Origin of the sequence: Bradyrhizobium sp. 6(2017) (assembly GCF_011058295.2) — a bacterium.
GTDB lineage: Bacteria > Pseudomonadota > Alphaproteobacteria > Rhizobiales > Xanthobacteraceae > Bradyrhizobium > Bradyrhizobium septentrionale.
In genome coordinates this window covers 5837556-5863475 of the sequence record NZ_CP049289.2, presented here as the reverse complement: position 1 = coordinate 5863475, position 25920 = coordinate 5837556, and the positions used below count along the sequence as shown (strand labels likewise).

Here is a 25920-nt window from a genome sequence, read left to right as displayed (position 1 = left end):
CGGATAAGAGGATAGACCCGCCCATGACCAAACTCACCGCCCAGGCCGCAGGAACCTTTGCGATCGCGCCGACCCCGTTCCTTGACGACGGCCGCATCGACGAGGCGTCGATCGACCGGCTGACCGATTTCTATACCGAGGTCGGTTGCGACGGCGTCACGGTGCTGGGCATCCTGGGCGAGGCGCCGAAGCTCGATGCCGCCGAGGCCGAGCAGGTCGCGCTGCGCTTCGTCAAGCGCGCCAGGAAGCTGCAGGTGATCGTCGGCGTCTCGGCGCCGGGCTTTGCCACGATGCGCTCGCTGGCGAAGAAGTCGATGGATGCGGGCGCCGCCGGCGTCATGATCGCGCCGCCGCCGCATCTACGCACTGACGACCAGATCATCGGCTATTTCAAGCAGGCGCAGGAAGCGATCGGTGACGATATTCCCTGGGTGCTGCAGGACTATCCGCTGACGCTGACCGTCGTGTTCACGCCCGCAGTGATCCGCAAGATCGTGATGGATTCGCCATCCTGCGTAATGCTCAAGCACGAGGATTGGCCGGGCCTGGAGAAGATCTCGACGCTGCGCAACTTCCAGAAGGACGGTTCGCTGCGGCCGCTGTCTATTTTGGTCGGCAATGGCGGCTTGTTCCTCGATTTCGAGATGGAGCGCGGCGCCGACGGCGCGATGACGGGCTATGCCTTCCCTGAGCTCTTGATCGACGTCGTCAATTTGTCCAAGGCGGGCAAACGCGATGCCGCGCACGACCTGTTCGACGCGCATCTGCCGCTGATCCGCTACGAGCAGCAGCCCGGCGTCGGCCTCACCGTGCGCAAATACGTGCTGCAGAAGCGCGGCATCATCTCGTCCAGCGCCCAGCGCAAGCCGGGGGCGGTGATCACGCCGCAGGCGAGGGCGGAGGTCGACTATCTGCTCTCCCGTGTGGCGCGGGTCGACCGCCGCGCCAATCTGCAACCGCAATCCACTGCAGCAGGCTAATCATGACCGAGATCGTTGCTCCGCGCCTTGCCTCGACCGTGCTGTTGCTGCGTGACGGTACGTCGGCGCGTGAAATTGAAATTTTCATGATGGTCCGCCATCACCAGATCGAGTTCAACTCGGGCGCGCTGGTGTTTCCGGGCGGCAGCGTCGACAAGAACGACAAGGAGATCGCGGCCAACCCCGCGCTCTATTCGGGCGGGGAAGGGCTCGACGCCGACGCGCTCGGCTTCCGAATCGCGGGCATCCGCGAGACTTTTGAGGAAAGCGGCATTCTGCTGGCGCGGCCGCAGGGCTCGAAGGACCTGGTCGATGCCGGGCGCGCGAGCGAGATCGCGACCGCGCATCGCGCGGCCCTGAATGAAGGCAAGATCACCTTCCACAAGGTGCTCACCGACAACAGCATGGTGCTGGCGCTCGACGCGCTCGTGCCTTACGCGCACTGGATCACGCCGGAGGGCATGCCGAAGCGTTTCGACACCTGGTTCTTCCTCGCCGCTGCACCGCCCGAGCAACTCGGCGCCCATGACGGCAAGGAATCCACCGACTCGATCTGGGTATCGCCGCGCGAAGCGCTGGAGGGCGGCGAGACCGGCCGCTTCAAGCTGCCGTTCCCGACCACGCGCAACCTGATCAAGCTCGGCAAGCAGCCGAGTGTCGGCGCCGCGCTCGCCGACAGCAAGGACAAGTCGATCGTCGCGGTGATGCCCGTGATGACCAAGACCGCCACCGGCCGCCAGCTCCGCATCCCCAAGGAAGCGGGCTACGACGGCGAAGTGTTCGAGGTCGGGGCGCTGGGGTAGTCCCGTCACCCCCGCGCAAAGGCTTCGCCTTTGTCGCTGGAGGAGCGCGCTCTTGCGCGCCTCTCGAAGGGTCGACGGCCCGACTGTGGACGTGCATCCTTCGAGACGCCGCTGCGCGGCTCCTCAGGATGACGGTTCGGCATCTTCACACTTCGATCTGTAACGAAGGAGCGGCGCAACACATTCGATGTCGTCCCGGCCTAGTGCGCAATTGCGCACGGGAGCCGGGACCCATAGCCACCGATCTTCATTGTTGCGCGACGCTGGGGCCACACCTTTTTCCAACAATACAACCCCGTGGTAATGGGTCCCGGCTCCCGTGCGCAATTGCGCACTAGGCCGGGACGACGATCGGAAAGAGAATCGCTTTTTCATACTTCGGCCCGTAGCGAAGTATCATTGCCTCCCGCCGACGTAGGCTCCGTCTCAACATCGAGACGGAATCTGCAACATGACCACCACCACACCCCGCCAACCCGGCATGGCCTTCGAGCTGGCCTTGCTGCTCGCGCTCGCCACGCTCTGGGGCGGCTCCTACACCTTCATCAAGCTTGGCGTCGCGACCATCCCGCCGATCACGCTGATCGCGGCGCGCACCGCGATCGCGGGCGTGCTGCTGTTCGTCATCATGCGCCTACGCGGCGTGACGATGCCGACCGACGGCGCGAGCTGGCGCCGCTTCATCTTCCAGGCCTGCCTCAACAGCGTGATCCCGTGGACGCTGATCGCCTGGGGCGAGCGCTACGTCGATGCCGGGCTCGCCACCATCCTCAATTCGGCCTCGCCGATCTTCACCTTCCTGTTCACCGCCGCGATCACTCGCCATGAGACGGCTAGCCCGCGCGAACTGTTCGGGGTGATCGCCGGCATGGCCGGCATCTGCCTGATCGTCGGCGTCGATGCATTCCGCGATCTCGGCGACGGAATCGTGGCCGAGGTCGCGATCGTCGCCGCCACCATCTGCTACGCCTGCGCCGCGATCTTCAGCCGCGGCTTCAAGGGGCTCGATCCGATGGCGCCTGCCGCCGGCTCGCTGATCGCGGGCGCCGCGATCCTCATTCCGCTCAGCCTCGCCGTCGAACGGCCTTGGACCCTGTCGCCGTCGACGAGCTCGCTGCTCGCTCTGCTGGCGCTTGCGGTGTTCTCGACCGCGATCGCCTTCGTGATCTACTTCCGCCTGATCCAGACCCTCGGCTCGGTCGGCACCACCGCACAGGCCTATCTGCGGGTACCGATCGGGGTTGCGCTCGGCGTCGCATTTCTGGGCGAGCGGCTGAGCCCGACGGCCTGGATCGGGCTCGCCTGCGTCGTGATCGGCGTCGCCGCGATGACGATCCCTGCGCGAAAGATCGCCACCGCCTGAGGTCATCGCCGCGATGACGATCCTGGCGTCTGAAGTTTCGCCAGCCGAAACCGGCGCCTTGCTGCCGCCGGCCAGTCCCTGCATCCTGCCCGCAACGAGATCACGGGGTAGGGAAACGGGACGATGCTGCGGCGGATCAGCCTCATTGCCGGTGCGTGCCTGGTGTTGCTGGCGATGGCGGGCGCGGTGCGCGCGCAGGATTTTCCGAGCCGGCCGATCCGCATCGTGCTTCCCTATGCACCGGGCAGCGTCGCCGACGTGTTCGCGCGGATCGTCGCGCAGGACATGCAGGAGCAGTGGAAGGGCACGATCGTCGTCGAGGCCAAATCTGGCGCCAACGGCTCGATCGCGGCCGAGGAGGTCGCGCGCGCCGCGCCCGACGGCTACACGTGGCTGTTGGTGACGACCTTCTTCGCCGCAAGCCCGGCGCTCAGCACGCAGCTGCGCTGGGACCCGGTGAAAGACTTCGCGCCGGTCGGCCAGATCTGCCTCGCGCCGAATTTCTTCATCGTCCCGGCCTCGCTGCCGGTGAAAACCGTCGCCGACTACGTCGCGCTCGCCAAGGCCAAGCCGGGCACGCTGAACTACAGCCATCCCGGCAAGGGCTCGACCGGCCATCTCGGCTTCGAACTGTTCAAGCGGCTGGCCGGGATCGACGTCACCGCGATCGGCTATCGCGGCTATCCGCAGATGGTGCCCGACATCGCAAGCGGCCTGATCACCTCGAGCTTCCTGTCGGCCAACCAGGCGCTGGCCCAGGTGCAGTCCGGCAGCATCTGGCTCATTGGAGCGATCAGCGACGGCCGCTCGAAATATTTCCCCGATGTGCCGACCTTGGCCGAGCAGGGCTATGCCGAGGCGCAGGTGACGCCGTGGTTCGGCTTCGTGGTGCCGTCGGCCACACCGCGGCCGGTGGTCGAACATATCAGCGCGGCGCTGGAAACGGCGCTGGCCTCGGCCGCGGTGCGGAAGAAGCTCGATGTCGCCGGCTGCGACGCCAGGAGCACGCCGCTCGGGCGCTTCGCCGACATCATCAAGGCGGATGTCGCCCTCTGGGCCAGGGTGGTCAAGGAAGCCGGCATCCCGCCCGACTAGGCCCGACGTCGCCCTGTGCCGGAATCAGCCACCGGCTGCTATCATCGGGGTGACACAGATCACACCGCCGGCCCGCTCAGCCGCCTAGCATGTTTACCCAAAGCCCGTATTTTCCCGTATATTGGGCGTATTGGACCCCGGCCTTGATGACATGACCGCTGAATTGCCGCCGAATTCGCAAGCGCCGCGTGCGTTCTCCCTCTCAATTGGCCAGCTCACATTCGGCAGCTTCCTGCTGGTGCTGGCTGTGATCATCATCACATCCACGGCCAGCGTCATCGCGATCCGCCACATCGATACGACCTTCGCCGAGTTGCAGCGGCTGCAAAGCGTCGGCGACATCGCGGAGGACATCGACCGCCGCACCAACGAGCTGCGGCTGGCGGCGCGGGACTTCGTCACCGAGCCCGGCAGCCAGTCGCAGTCGGCCCAGGTCGCGCAGGCGGCCCAGTCGCTGAGCGAAATCCTGAAAAAGACCCGGATCGAGCTGGCGCCCGAGCAGCAGGACATGATCGACGGCGTCACCCAGCGGCTCGCGACCTATCGCGGCGGGATCGAGCGCATCTCGACGCTGCTCAGCCGCCGCGCCGAGATCGTCGCCGGGCTGCCGGCGCTGCGCGACGCCTTCGACAAGGCGGTCGACTCGAGCGGCGATGCGGCGCTGGCCAACGCGCTGTCACAGGACCAGAGCCGGATTGCCACCGCGCTCCTGGCGCATAATACGTCCGCCGCCGAGCAGGCCGCGCAAAGCATGCGGGCGATGACCGTCACCGACCCCGCCTTGCGCAGCGCCATCGACAATTATGCCGAGGCCATCATCGCGGTCTCGGTCCGCGAGGGCCAGATCGCCGACATCGACAGGGAGGTGCTCGGCGCCGAAGGCCGGCTGATTCAGAAGGTGACCGAGCTGTTGCGCGAGCTCTCCAGCCGTCGCGGCCATGTGCTGGCGCGCGATTTTGCGCGGACGCTGGCGGAAGCGAAATGGCAGAGCATCGTGCTCGGCACGGCGGGCGTGCTGATCGGCCTGTTCGCCTCGGTGCTGGTGGTTCGCCGCACCGTCCGCCCGCTCGCCAGGATCGCCGGATCGATCCGCAAGGTCGCGGGCGGCGAGAAAAGCGCGTTCATTCCCGGCGCCGATCTCGACAACGAGATCGGCGACATCGCGCGCGCCGCCGAAGTGTTCCGCCAGACCCTGGTCGACGCCGACAACGCGCGCGAGGCGGCGCTGCGCGCGCTCGCCGAGCAGCGGCTCGCCGAGGAGAGCTACCACAAGCTGTTCGAGGCGTCGGTCGACGGCATCTACGTCACGACGCCGGGCGGTACGCTGCTCAACGCCAATCCGGCGCTGGCGCGCATGATGGGCTATGCCACGCCGCAGGACCTGATCAACGGCATCGACGACATCGCAACCACCGTCTATGTCGATCCGGCGGCGCGGGAGCAGTATCAGAAGCTGATGCAGCGCGACGGCACGGTGCGCGACTACGAATACCAGGTGCGCGCGAGCGACGGCACCATATTGTGGCTGTCGGATTCCGCGACCGTCGTACGCAACGACGAGGGCGAGGTGATCCGCTACGAGGGCACGGTGCGCGACATCACCGACCAGAAGCGCGCCGAAGACGCCATCGCCGAAGGCCGCCGCATGCTGCAGATGGTCATCGACACGGTGCCTGCCGTCATCAACGTCAAGAACAGCGAGCTGCGCTATGTGATGATGAACCGCTACATGGCGGGAATCTTCGGCATCGATCCGCAGGACGCGCTCGGCCAGACCACCGCCGAGCTGATGTCGCGCTACGGCGCGGCCAAGACCGACGAGAACGACAAGCGCGTGCTGTCGGTGCGGCGCGAGCTCGGCTTCTACGAGGAGGAGTACAAGGACTCGGCCGGCAACATGCGGCAATGGCTGGTCAACAAGCTGCCGATCCTGGACTCGCAGGGCGACATCGAGAACATCGTCACGGTCGCGCTCGACATCGGCGATCGCAAGCGCTCCGAGCAGGAGATGCGCAAGGCCAAGGACTCCGCCGAGGCCGCGCTGCGCAATCTGCGCGAGACGCAGAATTCGCTGATCGAGGCCGAGAAGCTCGCCGCGCTCGGCCGCCTCGTCGCCGGCGTCGCCCACGAGGTCAACAATCCCGTCGGCATCAGCCTGACGGTGGCGTCCGCACTGGAGCGCAAGACCGCGATCTTCGCGACCCAGGTCGAGCGCGGCGACCTGCGCCGCTCGAGCCTCAACGATTTCCTCAACACGGCGCGCGACGCGTCCTCGCAGCTCGTCGCCAATCTCAATCGCGCCGCGGAACTGATCCAGTCGTTCAAGCAGGTCGCCGCCGACCGCAACTATTCGGACCAGCGCACCTTCGATCTCGGCGACCTCACCGAGCAGGTGGTGATGAGTCTGCGGCCCGGCCTGCGCAAGCACAATCTGACGCTCAACGTCGATTGCGAGCCGAACCTGATCATGAATTCCTATCCGGGGCCGTATGGCCAGGTGCTGACCAACCTGTTCCTTAACGCGGTCGCGCATGCGTTCCCGGACGGCAAGGCCGGCGAGGTCGAGATCCAGGTGCATGCGTCCGGCGGCGACAATGTCGAGGTGATCTTCGCCGACAATGGCTGCGGCATGAGCCTCGATGTCCGCCGCCGCGCCTTCGATCCGTTCTTCACGACGCGGCGCGACCAGGGCGGCACCGGCCTCGGCCTGCACATCGTCTACAGCATCGTCACCACGCGGCTCGGCGGACGGCTCTCGCTCGACTCCGCGCCGGGCAACGGCACGCGCATCCAGATGATCCTGCCGCGCGTCGCACCGCTGGAGCAGGCCGCGGAGTAGGTGGGACTCGCGGTGGCCGGAACGTCATTCGCTTTTGCTCCGTCATCCTGAGGTGCGAGCGGCGCGAGCCTCGAAGGATGCACGGCCTGGCCGGTGGCCGTCGATCCTTCGAGACGCGCGCAAGAGCGCGCTCCTCAGGGTGACGGCGACGGAATCGTCAGCACTCTGAATCGCTAATTGATATCCGCGAGCTTGTGCAGCGTGGCGCTGAAGATCAGGCTGGCCTTGCCGACCAGCGCGGTGCCGCTCATGGTGCCACGGGTGTCGGTGAAGGTGCCGGAGACACCGATGCCGACCGGGGCGGGCCCGCCGAACAGCGGGTTGTCGGTGTCGCGCGGCGTGGTGTGGCGTTGCACAAGGACTTCGCCCTTGAAGGCGTCACCTTTCACCGTGTAGCTGCCGGTGTAATATAGGTAGGCGTCGCCGCCCAGAATCTGGCCGTCGCGAAACAGAATGACGCCGCTGCCCTTACCGACGCGACCGTCCAGCAGGGTGACGTGAATTGAGTAGAGCCCGTTCTTCATAACGTCCCATGTACCGGCTGCCGCGCCCGCAGCAATCCGGATTGGTTTTTTATGCCAAAGCGGGCAACCTCGTGCAATGCGGCAGGTTGATTCCCGGGTCTCCCGCGTTCGGGTGAACCCTCGGTTCCTGCCAGGCAGTGTGACGGCGCGATGACAGCGGACCGTACGCGCGAATCAAAGTGGCCCGCGAAATGCATAGCTCTGGTTGCACTGGCCGGTGAGTGCTGGAGCGAACAGATGACAGACTGGATTGAGTCCGGCGGCCGTTTGGCGCGCCCTCGCAGTGCCAATGGAACTTCGGCCCGTCGTGCGGGCCTCATGATGGTGTCACTCAGGCTCGGACTGGTGACGCTGGTGTCGGTGGTGGCCGTGCAAATCGCGCACGCGCGCGATCCCGACGGCCGCTATGCCAATTCACCGCTCAAGGAATGGTTCGACAGTCTACGCAGCGGCAAGGGGCCGTGCTGCTCGGATGCCGACGGCAGCGCGGTCAGCGACGTCGATTGGGAGTCCAAGGACGGACATTATCGCGTGCGTCTCGACGGCCAGTGGTTCGATGTTCCCGATGAGGCCGTGGTCACCGTGCCGAACCGTGCGGGCCGCACCATGGTCTGGCCGATCAAGAGCTACATGGGCGTCACGATCCGCTGCTTCATGCCCGGCAGCATGACGTAGCGAAGGGGATCGTCGGTCACACGTACTTCTTGTCGCGCTCGAGTAACTCGATCGAGATGCCCTGCGGGCCCCGGATGAAGCAGATCCGCACGCCGGGTCGGATCGTGGTCGGCTCCTTGGTGAACTCGACACCCTTGGCCTTGATCTCGGCCGCGACCGCATCGATGTCCTTCACCGTCAGTCCGAAATGATCGAGCCCCTGATAGGGCGTCACCGGGGCGGCGTTGACGCCGTCGCCTTGCGTCACCTCCGCGATAAACACCTGGGCGCCGCCGAGTTGGACGTCGATCCGGCCGGGGCCGCGGATGATTTCGCCGCCGAGAATGTCGCGCAGCCAGGTTGCGGTGGCCTCGGGATCGGGGCTGCGCAGATGGACGTGGTCCCAGGTGACGACAGGCATTGCGATCTCCTTTTTGTTCTTGCGCAGCTGGGGGCACGGCACGCGCTCTCGCGCGCGAAAGTAGCGAGCGGTCGGCCGTGACGCCATCCCTCCGTCACCGCAGTCGCAAGATTGTCGTCCCGGAATGAAACCATTCCGGCCGTCAGCGATTGTTTCTCGCGTGGCCGCTCGGCCTGCGGCCGTCCGGAAACCGCTCGGCGCGATGCCTGCGTGGCTTCCCCGGTGTGCGGCGGCTCGATCGGGCGTCCAGGGGGTGAGGGCACCACGATGCGGATCGGCTTGTCGTTTCAAAGGACTGCCGCCGGACGTCTCGGTCAGGGCGGCTTCTATGCCAGCCTGCTGCTGTCGGTCATCGCCATAGCCGGGATCGCCGCGTGGTTCATGCTCCCCGAGCCGAGCGATGCCGGGGACCAGGAGCTGTGGCCGATCTCGCCCGCCGTCATCCGCACTACGCAATACACATCGACCGAGGCCGAGCCCGCTCAGCCCGCAAAGGCCGCCCCAACCGCGCCGGCGGATGAGCCGGCCACGGTCGGGATGGCGACCGCCCCGCAGGCGGTCGAGGCGGCGAAGCCGTCGGAGCAAGGCGCTGAACGGTCGCCGCTGGAGAAGCTGCGGATCGCCTCGCAATCATGGCGGCGCGGCGGGCTGGGCTCGAAGGCGCTGGTGACCCTGACTCTGCGCAACGCCAATGACTTCGCGGTCAAGGACATCGAGATCGCCTGCGCATTCATCCGCCGTGACGGCAGCCCCCTGACCGAGCGCAAGCGGCTGATATCAGACACCATTGCCATGAAAAGCCGCAAGACCTACTCGCGGATGCTGATCGGGTTCGTCAACGTTAACGCAAACAAGGCGAAATGCTCTGTCGTGACCGCCAGCCGCGTTTAATCCCCATTCCCGAAAAAGTGACCGGGAATTGACTTGCCGGGTGAACCGTAACGGCCAGGCAGGAACTAACTAATAAGCCGACCGTTAGAGAACGACCCGGGAGCGCGATGGCGCCTGTCCGGGTGATCATGCGCAAACGATGAGTTCGTTGCGCGATGACTGATGTCGTCGCGCCGAGATGAACCGCGCCCGTAGCGCGGGGGGAGCTACCAAAATGCCTGTGGCGCGTTATTTCCTGTACATGGGTGGTGTGCTGCTTGCGCTGCTCTTCGTCGTCAACCTCGTGGTGCCGCAAGAGGCCGTGGTCACCAGCCAGGGCCTGTCGTCGCCCGGTGTCGACAAGACCATGGTGCGCATCAAGTCGACCCAGAAATTGCCGGAGCGGGTGGTGTACGACACCAGCGTGCCGGCCATCGCTCCGTCGCAGGTGAATGTGGTGGCCGCTGCAGCCCCGCCGGCTGACCGCGATGCGTCGGCGCAGTCCCGCGTCCGCAATACGTTCGCCCAGTTCATTCCGCCGGAGAAGGCTGACGCGGGCAAGGGGCCGGTCGTGGCCGAAGCCAAACCGGCCGAGCAGCCGGCGCAGGCCCAGCCGCAAGCACCGAAGAAGCGCAAGGTCGCGCGGTACCACCCCCATCCCCAGCAGCCGATGCGGCTGGCGCAGCCCGGGATGTACCAGCCCTACCGTATCGCGCAGCAGCAGCCGCGCATGGCCTTCTTTGGCGGCTTCGGGACCTGGTAAGCGGGATCTCCCTAGCCCACATCGATACGCCGCCGCGAATGCTCGCGGCGGCATTTTCATGTCCGCGATATCAGGCCGGTCGCCGGGCGCCGATTGCGCAGGTGCCGCGCTACGCGGTTACCGCGGCAGGCGCGGAATCTTGTCGGCAAAACCGTTGTAGCAGGTCAGCCGCTCGTCCTCTTCCTTGACGAAGCGGCATTCGTTGACGCCCTTGGCAGGCGCCGCCTTCGGCTTGGGCTGCGGCTTGAAGATCTCGTCGTAGCAGAGCAGCCGCTCCTTGGTGGCGTCGTCGATGTCCCCGCAGGCCTGGAGCTTCTGCGCGACCGATTGCGGCTTGCCGGGTGCCGCGGGCTTCTCACCCTTCTTGGCAGCCGGCTTCTTGCCGACCTGAACCAGCGGCTTGTCGCCGATCATGGGCTGCTCGGCCGCCGCCGGCTTGTCGGCCGCGGCGGGAGGGGTGGTGCCTTGTGCAAGCGCGGCAGCCGGGCAGAGGAGCGCCAGCGCGAGGATGATATGTCTCATGTCGAAAATGTCCGAAATGGTGTGATGACCGGAAAGGAGGCGCCAGGATCGGAAAAGCCCGGCAAGCGCCGAGGCTTAGCGCAAGTTTTGCTCGAATCCTACCCCAGACGTGGCCCGCCCGGCACCGATCCACCGGCAAAAAGCAGGGCAATTCGCTCGCCCGGCGTCGTGATTTGCCTTTGGCAGGCCGGGCGGCTATGACCACGCCATCTGCGCGACTGGCGCTTGGATGGACTACCATCGGGGAGCGCAGAGACTGAACGCCGCGCGCCTGGGCACCGCTTCGAAACGGAGGTCCCATGACGGCGAATGTTCTCGATGGGCATGCACATGCCCAGATTGTCATCGATCAGGTTGCAAGCGAACTGGACCGGCTGCCCCGCGCACCGGGGCTGGCGGTCGTGCTGGTTGGCTGTGACCCGGCGAGCCAGATCTACGTGCAGAGCAAGGTCAGGATGGCCGAACGGCTCGGCCTGCGCGGCGAGGTCGAACGCCTGCCTGATGACGCCAGCGAGGCCGATCTGCTGGCCAGGATCGAGGCGCTCAACGCGCGCGACGATATCGACGGCATCCTCGTCCAGCTGCCTCTGCCGGCCCATGTCGACGCCTTGCGCGTGATGGCGGCGGTCGATCCCGCCAAGGACGTCGACGGCCTGCATGCCCTCAACGCAGGCCGGCTGTTTCACGGCGACGATGCGCTGGTGCCATGCACGCCGCTCGGCTGTCTCCGCCTGATCAAATCGATCCGGCCTGATCTCACCGGTGCGCATGCCGTGGTGATCGGCAGCTCCAACATCGTCGGCAAGCCGATGGCCGCGCTGCTGCTGCAGGAGCAGGCCACCGTGACGCAGACCCACATCCACACCCGCGGCATCAGCAAGATCTGCCGACAGGCCGATATCCTGGTCAGTGCGGTGGGGAAGGCCGGCCTCGTGCGCGGCGACTGGATCAAGCCGCAGGCCATCGTCATCGACGTCGGCACCACGCGCGTCGAGAAGCCGGACGGCGGCTACACGGTGCGCGGCGATGTCTCCTTCGACGAGGCGGTGCAAATCGCCGGCGCGATCACGCCGGTGCCGCGCGGCGTCGGCCCGATGACGATCGCCTGCCTGATGGAGAACACCGTGAAGGCCGCCAAGGCGAGGGCGGCACGGCTGCAATAGCGCGGCATGCGCATTGCGCGAGCGGCCGATGCCGCTCGCGTCACGTCTTCGCGCCCGGCGTCGCGTGCGCGAAGTTCATGACGTCAGAGGTCATGGAAAGCCCGCAGCGATCGTCTATCGTTGTGCCTCGCGGAGGTGCGCGATGCTGTATGCGGAAGATCTCACCGAAGGCCACACGTTCCAGCTCGGCAGCTATACGATCGGCGAGGCCGAGATCGTTGCCTTCGCCGGCAAGTATGACCCCGTGCCGATCCACACCGATCCCGCTGCGGCTGCGGCGGGTCCGTTCGGCGGCTTGATCGCAAGCGGCTTCAACACCATTGCGATCTATCAGCGCCTCGTCGTCGAGGCGATCTGGAGCAAGGTGGCAGGGATCGTCGGGCGGAGCCTGGAGATTCGATTGCCCAGTCCGGTCCGCCCGGGAGCCACGCTGACCGGCCAGTCGCAGATCCAGAGGATCACCATCAGGCCGGAGCGGCGCGACGCTGTCGTGATCTTCAGGACGGAGTTGACCAACGACGAGCAGCGCCCTGTCCTCGTCGTCGTGCTCGATGCTCTGATTCACATGCGGCCGGTCGCGAAGGAGCGGGCGTAGCGTCCGAGTTGATCGCCGATCGGGGGCCGTAGCCGGGATCATCGGGCTTGAAGCGGTGTTGCTCGGAAGTACCTTGCATTACATGGTACCTTGCTATATATAGCACCCAACACCCGCAGGAGTTCGATGGCGGAATCGACGATCCAGGTTCAGCTCAAGAAGGGAGCGCTCGAGATGTGCGTGCTGGCGCTGCTGGCCCGTGGCGAAAGCTATGCCTATGAGATCGCGAGCACGCTCGCTTCACGCATCGGCATGGGTGAGGGCACGATCTACCCCCTGATGCGCCGCATGCAGGATGACGGGCTGGTCGATACGCGCCTCGTCGAGTCGAGCAGCGGTCCGCCGAGGAAATACTACCGGCTGACGCCGGCGGGACGCGCGGCACTCACCGCCCAGAAGCGCGAATGGCAGGCCTTCACGGACGCGGTCGATCAGCTGCTCGGAGAGCGCAAATGAACCGGGCCGTCTTCCTGCGACGTCTCTCCGACGGATTGGCCGGCCTTCCGGCGCGCGAGGCCGAGGACATCCTCGACGATTACAGCGCCTATTTCGACGAGGGCCTTGCGGCGGGACGCAGCGAAGAGGACGTCGCGGTCGCGCTCGGCGATCCCTCGCGGCTGGCGCGTGAGCTGCGCACCGAGACCGGCCTGCGGCGCTGGGAGGATGACCACAGCCTGCGCAATTCAGCTTCAGCGCTGCTGGCGCTCGGCGGGCTTGCCGCGGTCGACATTTTCTTCCTGCTGCCGCTGCTGTTCGCGGCGCTGCTCACCGTGCTGATCCTCGGCCTCGTGATGTTCGTGCTCGGCATCGTTGGGATCGGGCTCCTGGTCAGCGTCTTCAAGCTCGCCGCGGTCGCGTCGATCGCCAAGCTGGTGCTGCGCGCGGTGGCGGGCATCGGCCTGATCTCCGCCAGCGCCGGAATTGCGATGCTGCTGCTGTTCGCCGTCAACGCGGCGATCGGCAAGCTCGGCAGCTATGCGCGCCTGCACTACCGATTGCTCAAACCCGAACAGCACGCCGGCTGACGATGCCGGCATCGGGAGGATGGCGATGATGCACATGCCGCAGAATCTCAATCCAACGATAAAGCTCGATCGCCGCAGCGTCCTGGCCGGGCTTGGCGCGAGCCTGATCGCGCCGCGGGTCGCGTCAGCGCAACCAACGGCCGAGGAGATCGCCCGTCGCCTGACGCAGGCCGAGAGTGCCGGCACGATCAGCGGCCTGCATGCGCTGCTGGTAAGCCGAGGTGGCAGGCTCGTGTTCGAGCATTACGGCAAGGGGGACGATGAGGCGGAAGGCCGCGGGCCGCTCGCCAACGTCGTGTTCGGCCCTGATGTGCCGCACGATTTGCGTTCGGTATCGAAGAGCGTGATCGGTCTTGCCTACGGCATTGCGCTTGCCGCCGGCAAGGTGCCGCCGCCGGAGGCGAAGCTGTACGACCAGTTTCCGCAATATGCCGATCTTGCGCGCCAGGTGGGCCGCGACCGCATCACCATCCATCACGTGCTGTCGATGACGCTCGGCCTCGAATGGGACGAACTCACCGTTCCCTATGGCGACGATCTGCGCAACTCGGAGATCGCGATGGAGGCGGCGCCCGACCGCTTCCGCTTCATCCTGGAGCGGCCGATTGTTGCCGAGCCCGGCACCAAATGGACCTATTGCGGCGGCGCGACCGCGATCCTGGGGCGCTTGATCTCGAACGGCACCAGCGAGGACTTGCTGGCCTATTGCCGCCGCGTGCTGTTCGATCCGTTGGGGTTTGGTCCTGTCGATTGGGCGAAGGGGGTGGGCGACGGCCAGTATCGCGCGGCCTCGGGCCTGCGCCTGTTGCCGCGCGACCTCCTGAAGATCGGCGAGCTCGTGCGCGCCGGCGGCGCGTGGGGCGGCCGGCAGATCGTGCCGCGCGACTGGCTGACGCGCGTGCTCGCGCCGGCGGTCGTGATGGAGAATGGCGGCCGCTACGGCTACCAATGGTATCTCGGCGCGTCCTTCGCAGCAGTATTGCCGCATCCCGAACGCTGGGCCGCCGGCATCGGTTGGGGCGGTCAGCGCCTCTATGTATTCCCCGCGCTCGACCTTGTCGTCGCGCAATGCTGCGGCAACTATGACAAGCCGTCGGCCGAACAGCGGCGCATCAATGATGCCATCATCGATGAGGTGGTGCTGCCCGGCATTTTGGCCGCGCACCCATAACGACGCGGACGTCGGCTTTGGGGTCTAGGCAGACATTTTTGCTCACCCAGAGCATTGCCGGTTTTGACTCACAGCGGAAATTGGATGCTTGGCTAGAAAAAGTCTTCGGTTGGAAAAAGATCGTCGCCTTCAATGCATTTTGAGAGGAAGATCGCAAGCCCTAGATCGCCGGTCCACAACGTGTAGCGGTACTGACCATACTGCTGCTTTGCTGCCTCACACTGGCCTATTGCGTGGGCCGCGAACTGTCGAGCACGATCCAGCCACATCTCTCTTCCGGTGCGCTTGAACAATTTGAGAAACGCAAAGCCGTTTCCAGCCGTGCCGTGACAGATGCAGCTACCTTTTTTCAGCGGGCCAACTTGCCAGATCGTCTCGCCAGCCGCAGTCAAGAGATCGTCAATGGCTGGGCCCGGAAAGGTAGCCATGGTGTTCACAATGCCAGGCGCACCATGACAGTGCTGCATCAGCATTGCGGTGCGGCCCGGTCGATGTTTGCCAACCGATTGCGGCCAATTGATCAACTCCCCCTCGCGCAATGCCGTCGCCCGCAGCGTGCGAGAAATGCAATCCAGCCATTGTTTTTGTTCGTTCTCGGGCAAGAGATGTCGGCCGCGCAACGCAGGAAAGGCATTTCCCGCGAAGCCGTGAACTGCGCCTAGATGTGTCGCCTTATGCCCTTGAAGATTTTGCTCCCAGATCAGGCAATCCGCGCCCTCGCAAGTTTCAAGCCGATCCCACAGAAGCCTGATATCGCGACGAAACCGCGACGCCCAAATGTCATCACCGGTTTCCTCAAACAGCGCGAGTGATAGGGTTGCTGTCCCCGGAGACCCAAACATAAATTCACGCACGGGATTGTCCTTACTATTATCAACAGCGGCTCCCAATTGATCTGCGACGGTGTTCAGCCCCGCCAATCGGCCTGCAACTAGAAGCAGTCCAGCGTCACCGATCAGAAGGCCGTCGGCGCCGTGGCTGCGCCACCGTCCGCCTTCGATCTGGGCGCGGTTGGCCTCCCTTAATTCAGGTATTACTTCCTGAAAATCGGGATGATCGACAATGGCTCCGATACGCCTCAGGTGGTTGAGCGCCCACGCAACACCACCCGCGCCAACATATAAATTATGAAAGCGAGTGCCCGGACGGGCTTCCTCCAGCGGATGTGTTGGCCATAGGTCGCGGCGAGAAAACGTTGCGTTGGCGTCGGCTGCAATGCGTTGAATGTATTCGCGTGAAGTCGCTTCGTTCCAACTTGACCCATTGAGGGCTTCGTGACGCGCGGCCTCGTAGATCATCAGGGAATATCCTTGGATGCTGCGGCCCCTTTCGCACGCTTTAATGCCCGATCATCGTGCTGAACTGGTCATCGCGTCAATGCGACAATGCTTCCGAAGATGGCCTTTTCGGACATGCCGCACTGGCTATCGAAAGTCCGGTGTCGGGGGTGAAGCGGACCTCACGGTTGCGCGTTCCGACTTCCGAGTTTGACCCAAAGCAGACGACCTTGATTTAGATCAACCGGTACAACCCGGTATGCCCTTACTTTGTCTATTCGGCGCCAACTATCACAGCATCAGCGGGGTATCAATGACAAGAAGCGTTCAATTGCTGATCGGGCTGTCGGTATTGTTTGCGGGTTTGTTGTCGTTTGACGCGTATGGCCAAACCCCGGGCGCCTCGTTGATTCCAACAGACGGCGGCGCGAGTGCAGCCCAGCACTTCGACCCGCTTGGAAAGCCACCGTCGAAGTTCACAATCGAACTGCGCAATGGCCAGAAGGCCGAACTTCCGTTCGCGGACAAGCGCGATTTCGACGAAGCGAAGCGAGGGTTCATCGCGGAGCCTCCCTACACGAAGATCATGGCCGACGCTGGCCACGTTGCATGGGATATGGCCAGCTACGGCTGGCTGTTGACCGGCAAGGACTTTGAGAGCATCCATCCGTCGCTGCAACGGCAGGCCGTTTTGAACATGGCCTACGGGTTGTATGAAGTGGTTCCGGGCCGCATCTACCAGGTGCGCGGTTACGACCTCGCCAACATCAGTTTCATCAAAGGCGATACTGGCTGGATTGTCTTCGATCCGCTGACGGCGCAGGAGACCGCACGGGCGGCGCTCGAGTTCATCAACGACAAGCTCGGCAAGCGTCCGGTCGTGGGGGTCGTCTACTCACACTCACACGTCGACCACTTTGGCGGGGTACGCGGAGTCGTCGACGAGGCCGACGCCACCAGTGGAAAGGTGATGTTGATTGCGCCGGAAGGTTTCCTGCAGGAGGCGATCGCCGAGAACGTGCTGGCTGGCAATGCGATGTCGCGGCGCACGCAGTGGCAGTACGCCGTGCTGCTGCAACGCGGACCGCATGGCCATGTCGATCAGGCGATCGGAAAGAACGTGGCCAACGGCAACACCGGGCTGATTGCGCCGAACCGGCTGGTGGGTAAGAACATCGAGGAGATTACGCTCGACGGCGTGAAGATGGTGTTCCAGAACGCGCCGGACACCGAGGCGCCGGTCGAGATGAATACCTACTTCCCGCAATTCAAAGCCCTCTGGACGTCGGAAATCATCACCGGCACCGTCCATAACATCTACACGCTGCGTGGCGCGCGGGTGCGTAACGCCCTGAACTGGTCGAAGGAGATCAACGAAGCGCTGTACAAATTTGGGCAAGAGGCCGATGTAATGTTCGCGTCACACAGCTGGCCGCGCTGGGGTAACGCGCGTATTCAGGAAGTCCTGCGCGCGCAACGCGATGCCTATGCCAACCTGAATAACCAGGCGCTGCACTACGCTAATTGGGGGGTGACCCTCAACGAGATACACAACGTGTACGAGGTGCCGAAGAGCCTGCGCGACCAATGGGCTGTGCGCAGCTATCACGGTGACGTGCAGAATAACTCACGGGCAGTTATCAACCGGTTCCTCGGGCACTATGACGGCAATCCGGTCAATCTAATCCCCCTATCGCCGAAGGATTCGGCGCCGTTGTATGTGGAGATGATGGGCGGCCCGGCAAAGATCGTCGCGAAGAGCGAGGAATTGCTGGGGCAGGGCAAGTATCTACTTGCGACCGAGATCCTGAACAAGTTGGTCTTCGCCGAGCCGCATAACCAGCAAGCGCGGCGGCTGCTCGCCGATGCGTACGAGCAACTCGGTTACCGGGCGGAGAGTACCAGCGTGCGCAACAGCTTCCTGCAAGGTGCCTTTGAACTGCGCAACGGTCTCCCGGGGGGCGTTCCCCCACGTAGCACAGGACCGGACGTCGTGCGCGCGATGTCCACCGAACAGTGGCTCGACTTCATTGGCATTAGCATGGATCCGAAAAAGGCCGATGGGATTCGGTTTACCATCAACCTCGCCACGCCAGATAACGGCGAGCAGCACGCGATCGAGATGAGCAATGCGACACTCACCAACATCAAGGGCTTCCAGGCGAAGAACCCGGATCTGACAGTTACCGTCAATCGCTCCGATCTCAATCAAGTGATGATGGGTCAAGCGTCCTTCGACGATTTGCTCGCGTCCGGCAAAGCGCGATTCGAGGGCGATCGGAGTGGATTCGACCGGCTGCGCGCCATCCTTGTTCAGTTCACGCCTGACTTCGAGATTCTGCCTGGCACCGCCACGAAGGCATCGACGCTCGGGCCAAAGCCCTTTGAGGTTCGCGATCTCGTCGACTACGACTGAAAACCTGTTGCGCTGGCGCGGCGCTGGAAGGGCTGCTATTGGCCCTTAGCTGACGTTTGCTCGGAATGCCGTAATGTCCGCTGCCGGGAGGGAAGCTGGCCAAGGTCGAGCGAGGTGTCGTGGTCGGCTTTTGACCCCAAGCGGACTTCTGTTGATCTAGATCAACATGAGCGGGCGCGACACTCCGTTTTCTTGCGTCGTTGTGGCCGCAGTCCTCTCCATAATCCCGGGTAGATCAGCATCAAGGACGACCCCGATGAGATGTAGATTGATCAGTCTGACGTTTGCTGTCTCGATAGTTCCGATCGTTGCGAATGCGCAGGTAACCATTGATATGGGCAAGATCATATGTAGCCAATATCTCGCTATGCCGCAGTCACAGTCGGATAAATTTTCTGCCTGGATGAGCGGCTGGTTCAGTTATCAGAACAGCAGGACTTTTGTGGATCTTGCCTTGCATCAACAAAATATCGCCAACGTAAAGGCATGGTGCCAATACCATCCAGCGGAAAGCGTTATGTATGGCTTGCAACAATCGGTAGGCAAGAATTGACGGCTCGAGAGTTTGGAGGATCGTTATGAGATGCAGGACTTTTGTCGTTTCTGTGATTTTGATAGGCGCGGCCTCAGCGCCAGCCGCGGCTCAGATCAGGCTGGACATGAACAAGATCACTTGTGGAAATTGGCTAGGATACGGTTCAGCAGATCGGGATTTCGTAAGGTATTTCATGAGCGGTTACTATAACGCGGCCGCAAAAAATAATGTCTTGGACTACGACCGTTTGCAAAAGAATTCGGAAAAGGTTGCGGCCTATTGCAAAAAGCACAAATCCGACACGCTGCCAACCGCCATTCAAAAAAGTGCCAGCTAGATTGTGAACCCCGACGGGCGTCGCCGCCGGAGCCTTAGCCGGCGATATTCCCACGCCTCGACCGAGAGTTGAACGGGCCACGGGAACTGCGCAACCGCCTCCTTATCGTTGCTCGCATAACCGTGCGTCGCTTCAGTACGTCTCCTTTTGGCCCTTTTCGGACGTGCCGCACTGGCTATCGAAAGTCCGGTGTCGGGGGTGAAGCGGACGTCACGGTATAAACCGCAGCATGTCGGCTTCTTGCCCGTCTCGGACTTTGTGCAATGTCCGCTTCCGCGTCGCCGTTGGGGGAGCGGACATCGCGGATTTAGAGTACACGCCCTGGTTCCGCTATGCGCCATAGGGCATTGGCCTGGATGTGTGCGCCGTGAAAAGCAGCAAGCAGAAGCGCGGAGAGATCGACGCCAAGCGGCGCAAGGCCGAGGAATGGCGTCGCCTGCAGGCGCAGCGTGCCGCCGAACAGCGCCGTCTTCGCGACTACAAGATTGCGCTGGCGCGCGGCGAGGTTCCAGTGGTGACGAGCGAGCTGGCGCCGTCGAACAGCTATTCGATCCCCGATTTCGTCGAGCGCGGAACCTATCGACCGGAGCCGTTCGTGTGCAAGGACTGCGGCGTTGCCGAGGTGTGGACTCCGTTGCAGCAGAAATGGTGGTACGAGACCGCCAAGGGCGACGTGTTCACCACGGCCGTGCGTTGTCGGGCCTGCCGCACCAGGGAGCGCGCACGCAAGTCCGCCGCGCGCCGCGTGCATCTCGAAGGACTTGCGAGGAAGAAGCCTTCCGCGCCGTGAAGGGCGCATGCGTGACGTCAAGCCGTGCTTCCCGCATCGATGGACATGGAACCCGCACGCCCGCGGTCAATGCGTCGCGCGTGCGGAACGTTTCGTTGCCTGATCGGTTCGAGACTTCGAAGCCCCCGAACGAGGGGCGTGGGCGGGAAGGAAGCCAGCCAGGGAAACCAACCAAGGAAGCCAGCCAGGGAAACCGGTCAAGGCCGGAACCAACAAGAAGGAGCAGCGGATGAAGCTTAATGCCACGCAAGTCAAGCAGACCATGACGCAACTGAACGCCCAGGTGCTGCCGGAGGATCATCCGGCGGTGGCGCAACTGAACAGCGTGTTCGGCGAGCACACCTTCTTCGTCGATACCAGCGGACTCAAGGTGCTCGAACTGGCGCAGACCTCTGACAAGCCGGGGCAGACGGGCGAGGTCGTGAGTCTCGCCGAGTGGAGCGATCCGGAGCTGACGTCGCTTCGGCCGCACGAGCCGGAGCCGACCGGCGTGCTCATCACGCTCGAACCCAGCAAGCACTGAAGCATTTTCCAGCGAAGTGGGCACCGGTTCGCGTCAAGAAAATGCGACCAAACAAAGGGACCAGAGCAAGATCCGATCAATCGGATCATGCTCTGAGCGCCGCAGCGCGCGGCATCGCGATCGGCCCTCTTGATGGCGATAGCTCGAACGTCACCTCAAGAGGTGCCGAAAGTCACATGGCAAATCAGCGCCGCCTGCGTATGCATTTTGTTTGAGGTGGGTATCCAGGCGGTGAGGGGCAGATGGGGATCGTGCGGCGCTGGAGCTCGGACGAGGACGAGAAGCTCCGCCAGCTCGCCGGGGCCGGCAAGAATGCTCTCGAGATCAGCAACGAACTAACCCGCAGCGCGTCGGCGGTGCGCCGGCGCGCCGAGGTCCTGTCGGTTCTCATCATCGCCAAGGCGTTTCGTGCCCGCCCGTCGCATGTCGCCACCCATCTCGAGCGGGTCGCGATCGACGCGATCAAACATCGCCGGCCGTTTCCCGCGGGGGTCGGCCCGAGCACGCTAGCCGGCATGATCGACAAGGGCTGGATCATCCCGGAGGTGGGGCGGAGATATCGCGTCACCGACGCCGGCCTGGAGGCGGTGCGGCGCAAGATCCCGAGCAGTTAAAGGCGCTGCGTGGCTGCGCGCCCGGCGCGACCCGAATGTGGGTTGGCGGGTTTCCCGTAAATGCACGGGACGCCAGGCGGAATATTTGCGGCCCGAGCGCAAGATTTTGCGCCCGAGACGGAGGCGCTCGCCGTTCAACCATCGGGGGCGCATCAGCTGCGGTCTCCTCTTGCCCTTCCGTCAGAGTTGATGGTGCCGATGCTCAACGTCCCGCAGGCTCAAGCCGACCGATATCAGCGTTTTGCCGATCTCTCCGATTCCGTCGGTGAGGCAGTCGATGCGATCGCCGGACTGAGCGCAGCAGAGCGTACCGACGTGGCATTCCTCGAGCGGGAGTTCATCCCCGCGCTCGGCCTCAACGACGAGCTGCTGCGCGAGCAGCCGCCGGAATTGTCGGCGAGCTTCGGCAAGGGCCTGCACCTCTGGCAGTATCCGAGCCAGCTTGCGCCGTATCTGGCCTGGCTCGCGCGCAACGCGTCCGGCGTCTCATCGTACATGGAGATCGGCTGCCGCTGGGGCGGCATGTTCATCCTGGTTGCGGAGTGGCTCCGGAATAGCGGCGCCGACCTCAAGACCGTGATCGCGGTCGATCCGATCGATCCGACACCGTTCATCACGGCCTATTTCGACCTGCTGCGCGAGCGGGCGGAGATCGAGCCGGTCTATCTTCAGGCCTTCTCCACCGCGCCGGTCGTCAGTGCCTATGTCGATCGGGTGAAGCCGGACTTCGTCTTTATCGACGGCGATCACAGCCTGCGCGGTGCGATGCTGGACCATCTGCTGGTCCGCGCCCACGCCAGGATCATCGTGCATCACGACGTCCACTCCCAGGCCTGTCCGGATACGACGCTGCTCTGGACGGCCCTCAAGGAGTTCGAAGCGCCGATCTTCGATACGTTCGAATTCACCAGCCAATATCCGTCCGTCGACGGTTCATTCCTCGGCATCGGCGCGATGAAGCGGCGGTCAGCGTAGACTACACAGGGCTCACGGTGTTGGCGGCGTCTCGAAGGCGCGCCAGTTGATCACTCGGAGATCGCCGCGCTGATAGGGCTGCGGCACGCGCTGCCGGGTCGGCATCGATAGCTGCCGATGCAGCACCGGAAATTTCTGCGCCAGCGTTCCGTTGGTGGGCGGATCCTGCGTATCGGTCGCGGTTAGGCTCACCAAACGATAGCCCGATCCGAACGCCCGCTCGAATGCGCCGGGCTCGAGCTTCCGGATCGTGTTCGGATCCTCGATATCGCCAAAGGTCACGATCATCGGCGTCCTGTTCGCTTGAAAGCTGCCATCGGCCTGTATCGATTCCGGCAGAAGGCTTTCCGAGATCGGTCTCTCGTCGAGCTGGTTGTTGATGGTGACGAACACATAGCGCCTGCCGCCAAGATCGGCGTAGGGCGCTTCGCCCCGCTCGGAGGTCGCGCCCTTCACCGCGGCCGGGTACCACCATGGTGCATGCGAGTGGACCATCTCGATCACGGATGCGCCGCGTGCCGTGCCGTTCGGTGTCGCCACCTCGATCGAAATCTTCTTGCGGATCGGCTTGGACGTCGACGATCCGCCGAACACCAAGAGATATCCGCCGCCGAGCACGAGTAGCCAGATCACCAGGCGCCGGACCGCCCAGTTGAGCAGGTTCGTCCGCGGCATGCGCTGCTCCGCTCTACCCGGCGCGTTGTGCCGAGGCTGACGCCCCGTTGAGCGCGCGCGGCGCAGCGCCTCGCTCCTCGAGATAGGCGTTGCCCCAGCTCCACAGCGAGTGGATCACGGGTTCGAGCGAACGCCCGCGCGCCGTCAGCGAATACTCGACGCGCGGCGGCACCTCCGGATAGATCTCGCGGTGGATCAGATCAGCGGCTTCCAGCTCGCGAAGCTGCCGCGTGAGCATGCGCTGTGAAATCCGCGACAGCCGCCGCCCGAGTTCGTTGAATCGGATGGTATCGCCGAGCAGGTGATAGAGGATCACGGCCTTCCACTTGCCGTCGATCAGATCGAGCGTCGCCTCGACGGGGCAGCCGGCCGCACAATCATAGCTCTTCGCATCGCGCCCCTTCATGGTTCACTCCCTGATACTACCGGACATTCCTGTGCGTAATTGTCAGCGCCCAACTTAGCGCGCAACGTTGGTCCCGCAAAGCCGAACCTTGCCGATCAAGGCCGGTCCGGCGTGCAACGACACATCAACGGCAACAGGGAGGGGACCCGCGTGAAGCGAGGGATTTTGTTGATCGCCGCGATGACGGCGAACGTATTGCTATCAGTTGCGCGTGCGGACGAGCCGGCGGTCCGTGCCGAGATCGTGGCGCGGTTGCCCGAGTCGGTCGGCAACATCGCCATCACGCCGGACAACCAGCTGATCTTCAGCCATCACCCGTTCTTCAGTCCGGAGATCAGGGTCGCGAAGCTGACGTCGCCGACGACATTCCAGCCGTTTCCGAGCGCAGAGTGGAATACGCCGCGGAAGGGCACCGATCAGTATCTCGACAACGTGCTCGGGCTCCGCTCGGACGAGAATGGCGTGGTCTGGATCATCGACATGGGCTTCCGCACCAACATCACGCCAAAACTGGTAGGATGGAATACGCGCAGCGACCGGCTCGAGCGCATCTATTACATGCCGGATCCCGTCACGCGGACGGGATCGCAGCCGCAGGACATCGTGATCGATCAGAAGCATCGCAAGTTCTACATCGCCGACGAGAATATCGGCCCGGGCGGCGACGGATCGCATGCCGCGATCATCATCATCGACATGGACACCGGGCGCGCCAGGCGCGTGCTTGACGGAGACCGTTCCACGATCCCCGAAGACCTGCCGATCACGGTGGACGGCAAGGATCTCACGGTGTCGGGCAAGGACGGCAAGCCATCGATCATCAAGGTCGGCTGTGACGGGATCACCATGGATGTCAGGTCGGAATGGGTCTACTTCGCGCCGCTCAGCGGCCGCTCGATCTACCGCGTGCGGGTTGCCGATCTCAACGACGAGAAGCTGACGCCACCCGAGCTCAGCGCCAAGGTCGAGCGCTATTCAGACAAGCCGAACAATGGCGGGCTTTCGATCGACTATGCCGGCAATCTTTATCTGACCGCAGTCGAGAGCAAGTCGGTCGGCGTCATCGGCGCCGATCGCAAATATCGCACCTATCTGAGCGATGCGGAGATGGTCTGGCCCGACGGCATCACGGCGTCCGCGGACGGCTACATGTACGTATCGGCGTCGCAGATCTCCGCGGCCGCGATGTTCCACGGCGGCAAGGGCGAGAACAAGGCTCCGTATCTGATCTATCGCTTCAAGCCGCTCGCGGCCGGCTACGTGTCGCGATGAGTGCGGGCGCAGCGCATTGACGACGACGCCCGGCCTGTTTTGCAGGCCGGGCGACAGTTGCAATCACGAACTCGCCGGCTGGTCGCGCAGATTAAGCTTGCTCTTGTCGCCGCCGGCCCAGGCCAGTGTCTTCGGGTCCATCACCCGGAACCAGAGCGGCGGGATCGCCGCCAGTCCGAACATGCCGGTGTAGCCGTTCGGCAGCCGCGGAATGTCGTCGAAATCGCGCAGCGACTGGTAGGGGCGCATCGGGTTGGCGTGGTGATCGGAATGACGTTGCAGATGGAACGTCATCAGGTTCGAGACGATGTGGTTGGTGTTCCAGGAGTGGCGCGGCTCGACCGCCTGGTAGCGGCCGTTCGGCAGTTTTTCGCGCAGCAGCCCGTAATGCTCGACATAGTTGGCCTGGGTCAGCGCATACCAGCCGAGGAAATGATGCGCGACGATGAAGGGGGCGACCTTCCAGCCGAACAGCGCGATCAATATAGCCGCGACCACGAATGTCAGCGCAAAACCCTGCAGGATCTCGTTGTTGACAGACCAGACCGGTTCGCCGCGCCTGGTCAGCCGCTCGGCCTCATTGCGCCAGCCGCGCTTGAAGGCGCCCGGCAATTCGCGCAGCGCGAACGCATAGATCGATTCACCGAACCGCGCGCTGGCGGGGTCCTCGGGCGTTGCGACCCAGGTGTGGTGGCCGCGATTGTGCTCGACGCGGAAGTGGGCGTAACCGACCGCACAATTGGCGAGCGTGCCGAACATGATGTTGAGCCGGTCGGATTTGTGGCCGAGCTCGTGCCCGATCAAGAGCGCGCCGCCATTGATGGTGCCGACGCCGAGCAGCAGCGCGACGTAGGACCACCACGGCAGCTCCTGGGTGCCGAAGAAGGCGATCAGGGCGACGTAGTTCACCCAGGGAAACACCACGGTGAAGCGCGCCAGCCGCAGATAATACGGATCGGCCTCCATCGCGGCGACCACCTCCGCCGGCGGATTGTGGGTGTCCTCGCCGAACAGGACGTCGAGCAGCGGGATCAGGATGAAGATGAAGACGAAGGGGATCAGCGTCACCAGCGGATTGTGTGTCCGCAGGAACAGCCAGTAGGACAATAGCGGGATCAGCGGCGGGATGAACGAGAGCATCCACAGATAGCGTTTGCCGTCCCGATAGGTGATGGTTTCGCCAGCGGCATTGGTGCCCGTGAAGATCATCGCATTCCCTCCAGCATCTCGCGTCGCGTCGGCATTCGCCGTTGTTGCATCAAGAATGCCGCGAGGCGGGCCTGCGCCGCCAGTTCACAACAGGCCAAATTTG

28 protein-coding genes and 1 riboswitch are annotated in these 25920 nt (G+C 63.9%); of the genes, 21 read left to right on the top strand and 7 right to left on the bottom strand.

Features of this window, described 5'->3' with window-relative positions; all coding sequences use genetic code 11:
• The first annotated feature begins 23 nt into the window (after window positions 1-23).
• From G6P99_RS27620 to G6P99_RS27600, 5 genes are all read left to right on the top strand, one after another.
• Window positions 24-980 (top strand): dihydrodipicolinate synthase family protein, encoded by a 957-nt coding sequence (locus G6P99_RS27620; RefSeq protein ID WP_029081705.1) that lies wholly within the window; start codon window positions 24-26, stop codon window positions 978-980.
• Between the two features lie 2 nt (window positions 981-982).
• Window positions 983-1783: an NUDIX hydrolase gene (locus tag G6P99_RS27615; protein WP_029081704.1), complete on the top strand. Its 801-nt coding sequence runs from the start codon at window positions 983-985 to the stop codon at window positions 1781-1783.
• A gap of 451 nt (window positions 1784-2234) precedes the next feature.
• Entirely contained in the window at window positions 2235-3146 is a 912-nt protein-coding gene (locus tag G6P99_RS27610; RefSeq protein WP_029081703.1) for a DMT family transporter, read from the top strand.
• A 123-nt stretch (window positions 3147-3269) separates the two neighbouring features.
• On the top strand, window positions 3270-4241 hold the full coding sequence (locus G6P99_RS27605) for a Bug family tripartite tricarboxylate transporter substrate binding protein (protein ID WP_029081702.1): 972 nt from the start codon (window positions 3270-3272) through the stop codon (window positions 4239-4241).
• Window positions 4242-4392: 151 nt separating this feature from the next.
• A complete protein-coding gene (locus G6P99_RS27600) occupies window positions 4393-7080 on the top strand; it encodes a PAS domain-containing sensor histidine kinase (protein WP_029081701.1) in 2688 nt (895 codons plus the stop codon).
• Between the two features lie 173 nt (window positions 7081-7253).
• Here the strand turns inward: G6P99_RS27600 and G6P99_RS27595 are convergent, their stop codons facing one another.
• Window positions 7254-7604, bottom strand: a complete 351-nt coding sequence (locus G6P99_RS27595; protein ID WP_029081700.1) for a GrlR family regulatory protein — start codon at window positions 7602-7604, stop codon at window positions 7254-7256.
• A 237-nt stretch (window positions 7605-7841) separates the two neighbouring features.
• Here G6P99_RS27595 and G6P99_RS27590 point away from each other — a divergent pair, with 237 nt between their 5' ends.
• Window positions 7842-8279 carry a hypothetical protein gene (locus G6P99_RS27590; RefSeq protein ID WP_084518494.1) on the top strand — a complete coding sequence of 146 codons (438 nt, stop codon included), beginning with the start codon at window positions 7842-7844 and terminating at the stop codon, window positions 8277-8279.
• 16 nt (window positions 8280-8295) lie between these two features.
• Here the strand turns inward: G6P99_RS27590 and G6P99_RS27585 are convergent, their stop codons facing one another.
• Entirely contained in the window at window positions 8296-8679 is a 384-nt protein-coding gene (locus G6P99_RS27585) for a VOC family protein (RefSeq protein ID WP_029081698.1), read from the bottom strand.
• A gap of 210 nt (window positions 8680-8889) precedes the next feature.
• On the opposite strand from G6P99_RS27585, the gene G6P99_RS27580 reads away from it, so the two are divergent.
• Together G6P99_RS27580 and G6P99_RS27575 are read left to right on the top strand one after the other, a co-directional pair.
• Window positions 8890-9570 (top strand): hypothetical protein, encoded by a 681-nt coding sequence (locus tag G6P99_RS27580; RefSeq protein ID WP_156928646.1) that lies wholly within the window; start codon window positions 8890-8892, stop codon window positions 9568-9570.
• A 214-nt stretch (window positions 9571-9784) separates the two neighbouring features.
• On the top strand, window positions 9785-10312 hold the full coding sequence (locus tag G6P99_RS27575; RefSeq protein WP_205751516.1) for a hypothetical protein: 528 nt from the start codon (window positions 9785-9787) through the stop codon (window positions 10310-10312).
• A gap of 117 nt (window positions 10313-10429) precedes the next feature.
• On the opposite strand, the gene G6P99_RS27570 is transcribed toward G6P99_RS27575, so the two are convergent.
• Complete coding sequence (locus G6P99_RS27570) at window positions 10430-10834, bottom strand: hypothetical protein (protein ID WP_029081696.1); 405 nt, start codon at window positions 10832-10834, stop codon at window positions 10430-10432.
• Between the two features lie 204 nt (window positions 10835-11038).
• A riboswitch (ZMP/ZTP riboswitch) is annotated at window positions 11039-11118 on the top strand.
• 15 nt (window positions 11119-11133) lie between these two features.
• On the opposite strand from G6P99_RS27570, the gene G6P99_RS27565 reads away from it, so the two are divergent.
• The 5 genes from G6P99_RS27565 to G6P99_RS27545 all read left to right on the top strand — a co-directional run bounded on the left by G6P99_RS27565 (window position 11134) and on the right by G6P99_RS27545 (window position 14788).
• A complete protein-coding gene (locus G6P99_RS27565) occupies window positions 11134-11997 on the top strand; it encodes a bifunctional 5,10-methylenetetrahydrofolate dehydrogenase/5,10-methenyltetrahydrofolate cyclohydrolase (RefSeq protein WP_029081695.1) in 864 nt (287 codons plus the stop codon).
• 142 nt (window positions 11998-12139) lie between these two features.
• On the top strand, window positions 12140-12592 hold the full coding sequence (locus tag G6P99_RS27560; RefSeq protein WP_029081694.1) for a MaoC/PaaZ C-terminal domain-containing protein: 453 nt from the start codon (window positions 12140-12142) through the stop codon (window positions 12590-12592).
• Window positions 12593-12718: 126 nt separating this feature from the next.
• Window positions 12719-13048, top strand: a complete 330-nt coding sequence (locus tag G6P99_RS27555) for a PadR family transcriptional regulator (protein WP_029081693.1) — start codon at window positions 12719-12721, stop codon at window positions 13046-13048.
• Window positions 13045-13617 carry a DUF1700 domain-containing protein gene (locus tag G6P99_RS27550; protein WP_029081692.1) on the top strand — a complete coding sequence of 191 codons (573 nt, stop codon included), beginning with the start codon at window positions 13045-13047 and terminating at the stop codon, window positions 13615-13617. Before G6P99_RS27555 ends, G6P99_RS27550 begins: the two co-directional genes overlap by 4 nt.
• A 25-nt stretch (window positions 13618-13642) precedes the next feature.
• Complete coding sequence (locus G6P99_RS27545) at window positions 13643-14788, top strand: serine hydrolase domain-containing protein (RefSeq protein ID WP_198031176.1); 1146 nt, start codon at window positions 13643-13645, stop codon at window positions 14786-14788.
• Between the two features lie 92 nt (window positions 14789-14880).
• On the opposite strand, the gene G6P99_RS27540 is transcribed toward G6P99_RS27545, so the two are convergent.
• The gene (locus G6P99_RS27540; RefSeq protein ID WP_165124047.1) at window positions 14881-16086 is read right to left on the bottom strand and encodes a lanthionine synthetase C family protein; all 1206 of its coding nucleotides are present in this window, start codon (window positions 16084-16086) and stop codon (window positions 14881-14883) included.
• 310 nt (window positions 16087-16396) lie between these two features.
• Here G6P99_RS27540 and G6P99_RS27535 point away from each other — a divergent pair, with 310 nt between their 5' ends.
• The 7 genes from G6P99_RS27535 (at window position 16397) to G6P99_RS27505 (ending at window position 22255) form a co-directional block, all read left to right on the top strand.
• A complete protein-coding gene (locus G6P99_RS27535; protein WP_246709636.1) occupies window positions 16397-18481 on the top strand; it encodes an alkyl/aryl-sulfatase in 2085 nt (694 codons plus the stop codon).
• A gap of 268 nt (window positions 18482-18749) precedes the next feature.
• Window positions 18750-19034 (top strand): HdeA/HdeB family chaperone, encoded by a 285-nt coding sequence (locus G6P99_RS27530; RefSeq protein ID WP_223974847.1) that lies wholly within the window; start codon window positions 18750-18752, stop codon window positions 19032-19034.
• A gap of 106 nt (window positions 19035-19140) precedes the next feature.
• Complete coding sequence (locus tag G6P99_RS27525) at window positions 19141-19353, top strand: HdeA/HdeB family chaperone (protein WP_245284709.1); 213 nt, start codon at window positions 19141-19143, stop codon at window positions 19351-19353.
• 367 nt (window positions 19354-19720) lie between these two features.
• On the top strand, window positions 19721-20143 hold the full coding sequence (locus G6P99_RS27520) for a zinc-ribbon domain containing protein (protein WP_035977001.1): 423 nt from the start codon (window positions 19721-19723) through the stop codon (window positions 20141-20143).
• Window positions 20144-20372: 229 nt separating this feature from the next.
• Window positions 20373-20666: a hypothetical protein gene (locus G6P99_RS27515; protein ID WP_029081687.1), complete on the top strand. Its 294-nt coding sequence runs from the start codon at window positions 20373-20375 to the stop codon at window positions 20664-20666.
• Window positions 20667-20908: 242 nt separating this feature from the next.
• A complete protein-coding gene (locus tag G6P99_RS27510; RefSeq protein WP_029081686.1) occupies window positions 20909-21280 on the top strand; it encodes a hypothetical protein in 372 nt (123 codons plus the stop codon).
• A 198-nt stretch (window positions 21281-21478) separates the two neighbouring features.
• The gene (locus tag G6P99_RS27505; protein WP_156928645.1) at window positions 21479-22255 is read left to right on the top strand and encodes a hypothetical protein; all 777 of its coding nucleotides are present in this window, start codon (window positions 21479-21481) and stop codon (window positions 22253-22255) included.
• Between the two features lie 12 nt (window positions 22256-22267).
• Here G6P99_RS27505 and G6P99_RS27500 read toward each other — a convergent pair whose 3' ends face one another.
• Both G6P99_RS27500 and G6P99_RS27495 read right to left on the bottom strand, forming a co-directional pair.
• A complete protein-coding gene (locus G6P99_RS27500; protein ID WP_029081684.1) occupies window positions 22268-22930 on the bottom strand; it encodes a hypothetical protein in 663 nt (220 codons plus the stop codon).
• A 13-nt stretch (window positions 22931-22943) separates the two neighbouring features.
• Complete coding sequence (locus G6P99_RS27495) at window positions 22944-23336, bottom strand: winged helix-turn-helix transcriptional regulator (RefSeq protein ID WP_035977000.1); 393 nt, start codon at window positions 23334-23336, stop codon at window positions 22944-22946.
• 150 nt (window positions 23337-23486) lie between these two features.
• Between G6P99_RS27495 and G6P99_RS27490 the strand changes: the two genes are divergently transcribed.
• A complete protein-coding gene (locus G6P99_RS27490; protein ID WP_051346343.1) occupies window positions 23487-24608 on the top strand; it encodes an L-dopachrome tautomerase-related protein in 1122 nt (373 codons plus the stop codon).
• A gap of 63 nt (window positions 24609-24671) precedes the next feature.
• On the opposite strand, the gene G6P99_RS27485 is transcribed toward G6P99_RS27490, so the two are convergent.
• Window positions 24672-25817, bottom strand: coding sequence for an alkane 1-monooxygenase (locus tag G6P99_RS27485; RefSeq protein ID WP_029081682.1), 1146 nt, complete (start codon window positions 25815-25817; stop codon window positions 24672-24674).
• Window positions 25818-25920 lie beyond the last annotated feature (103 nt).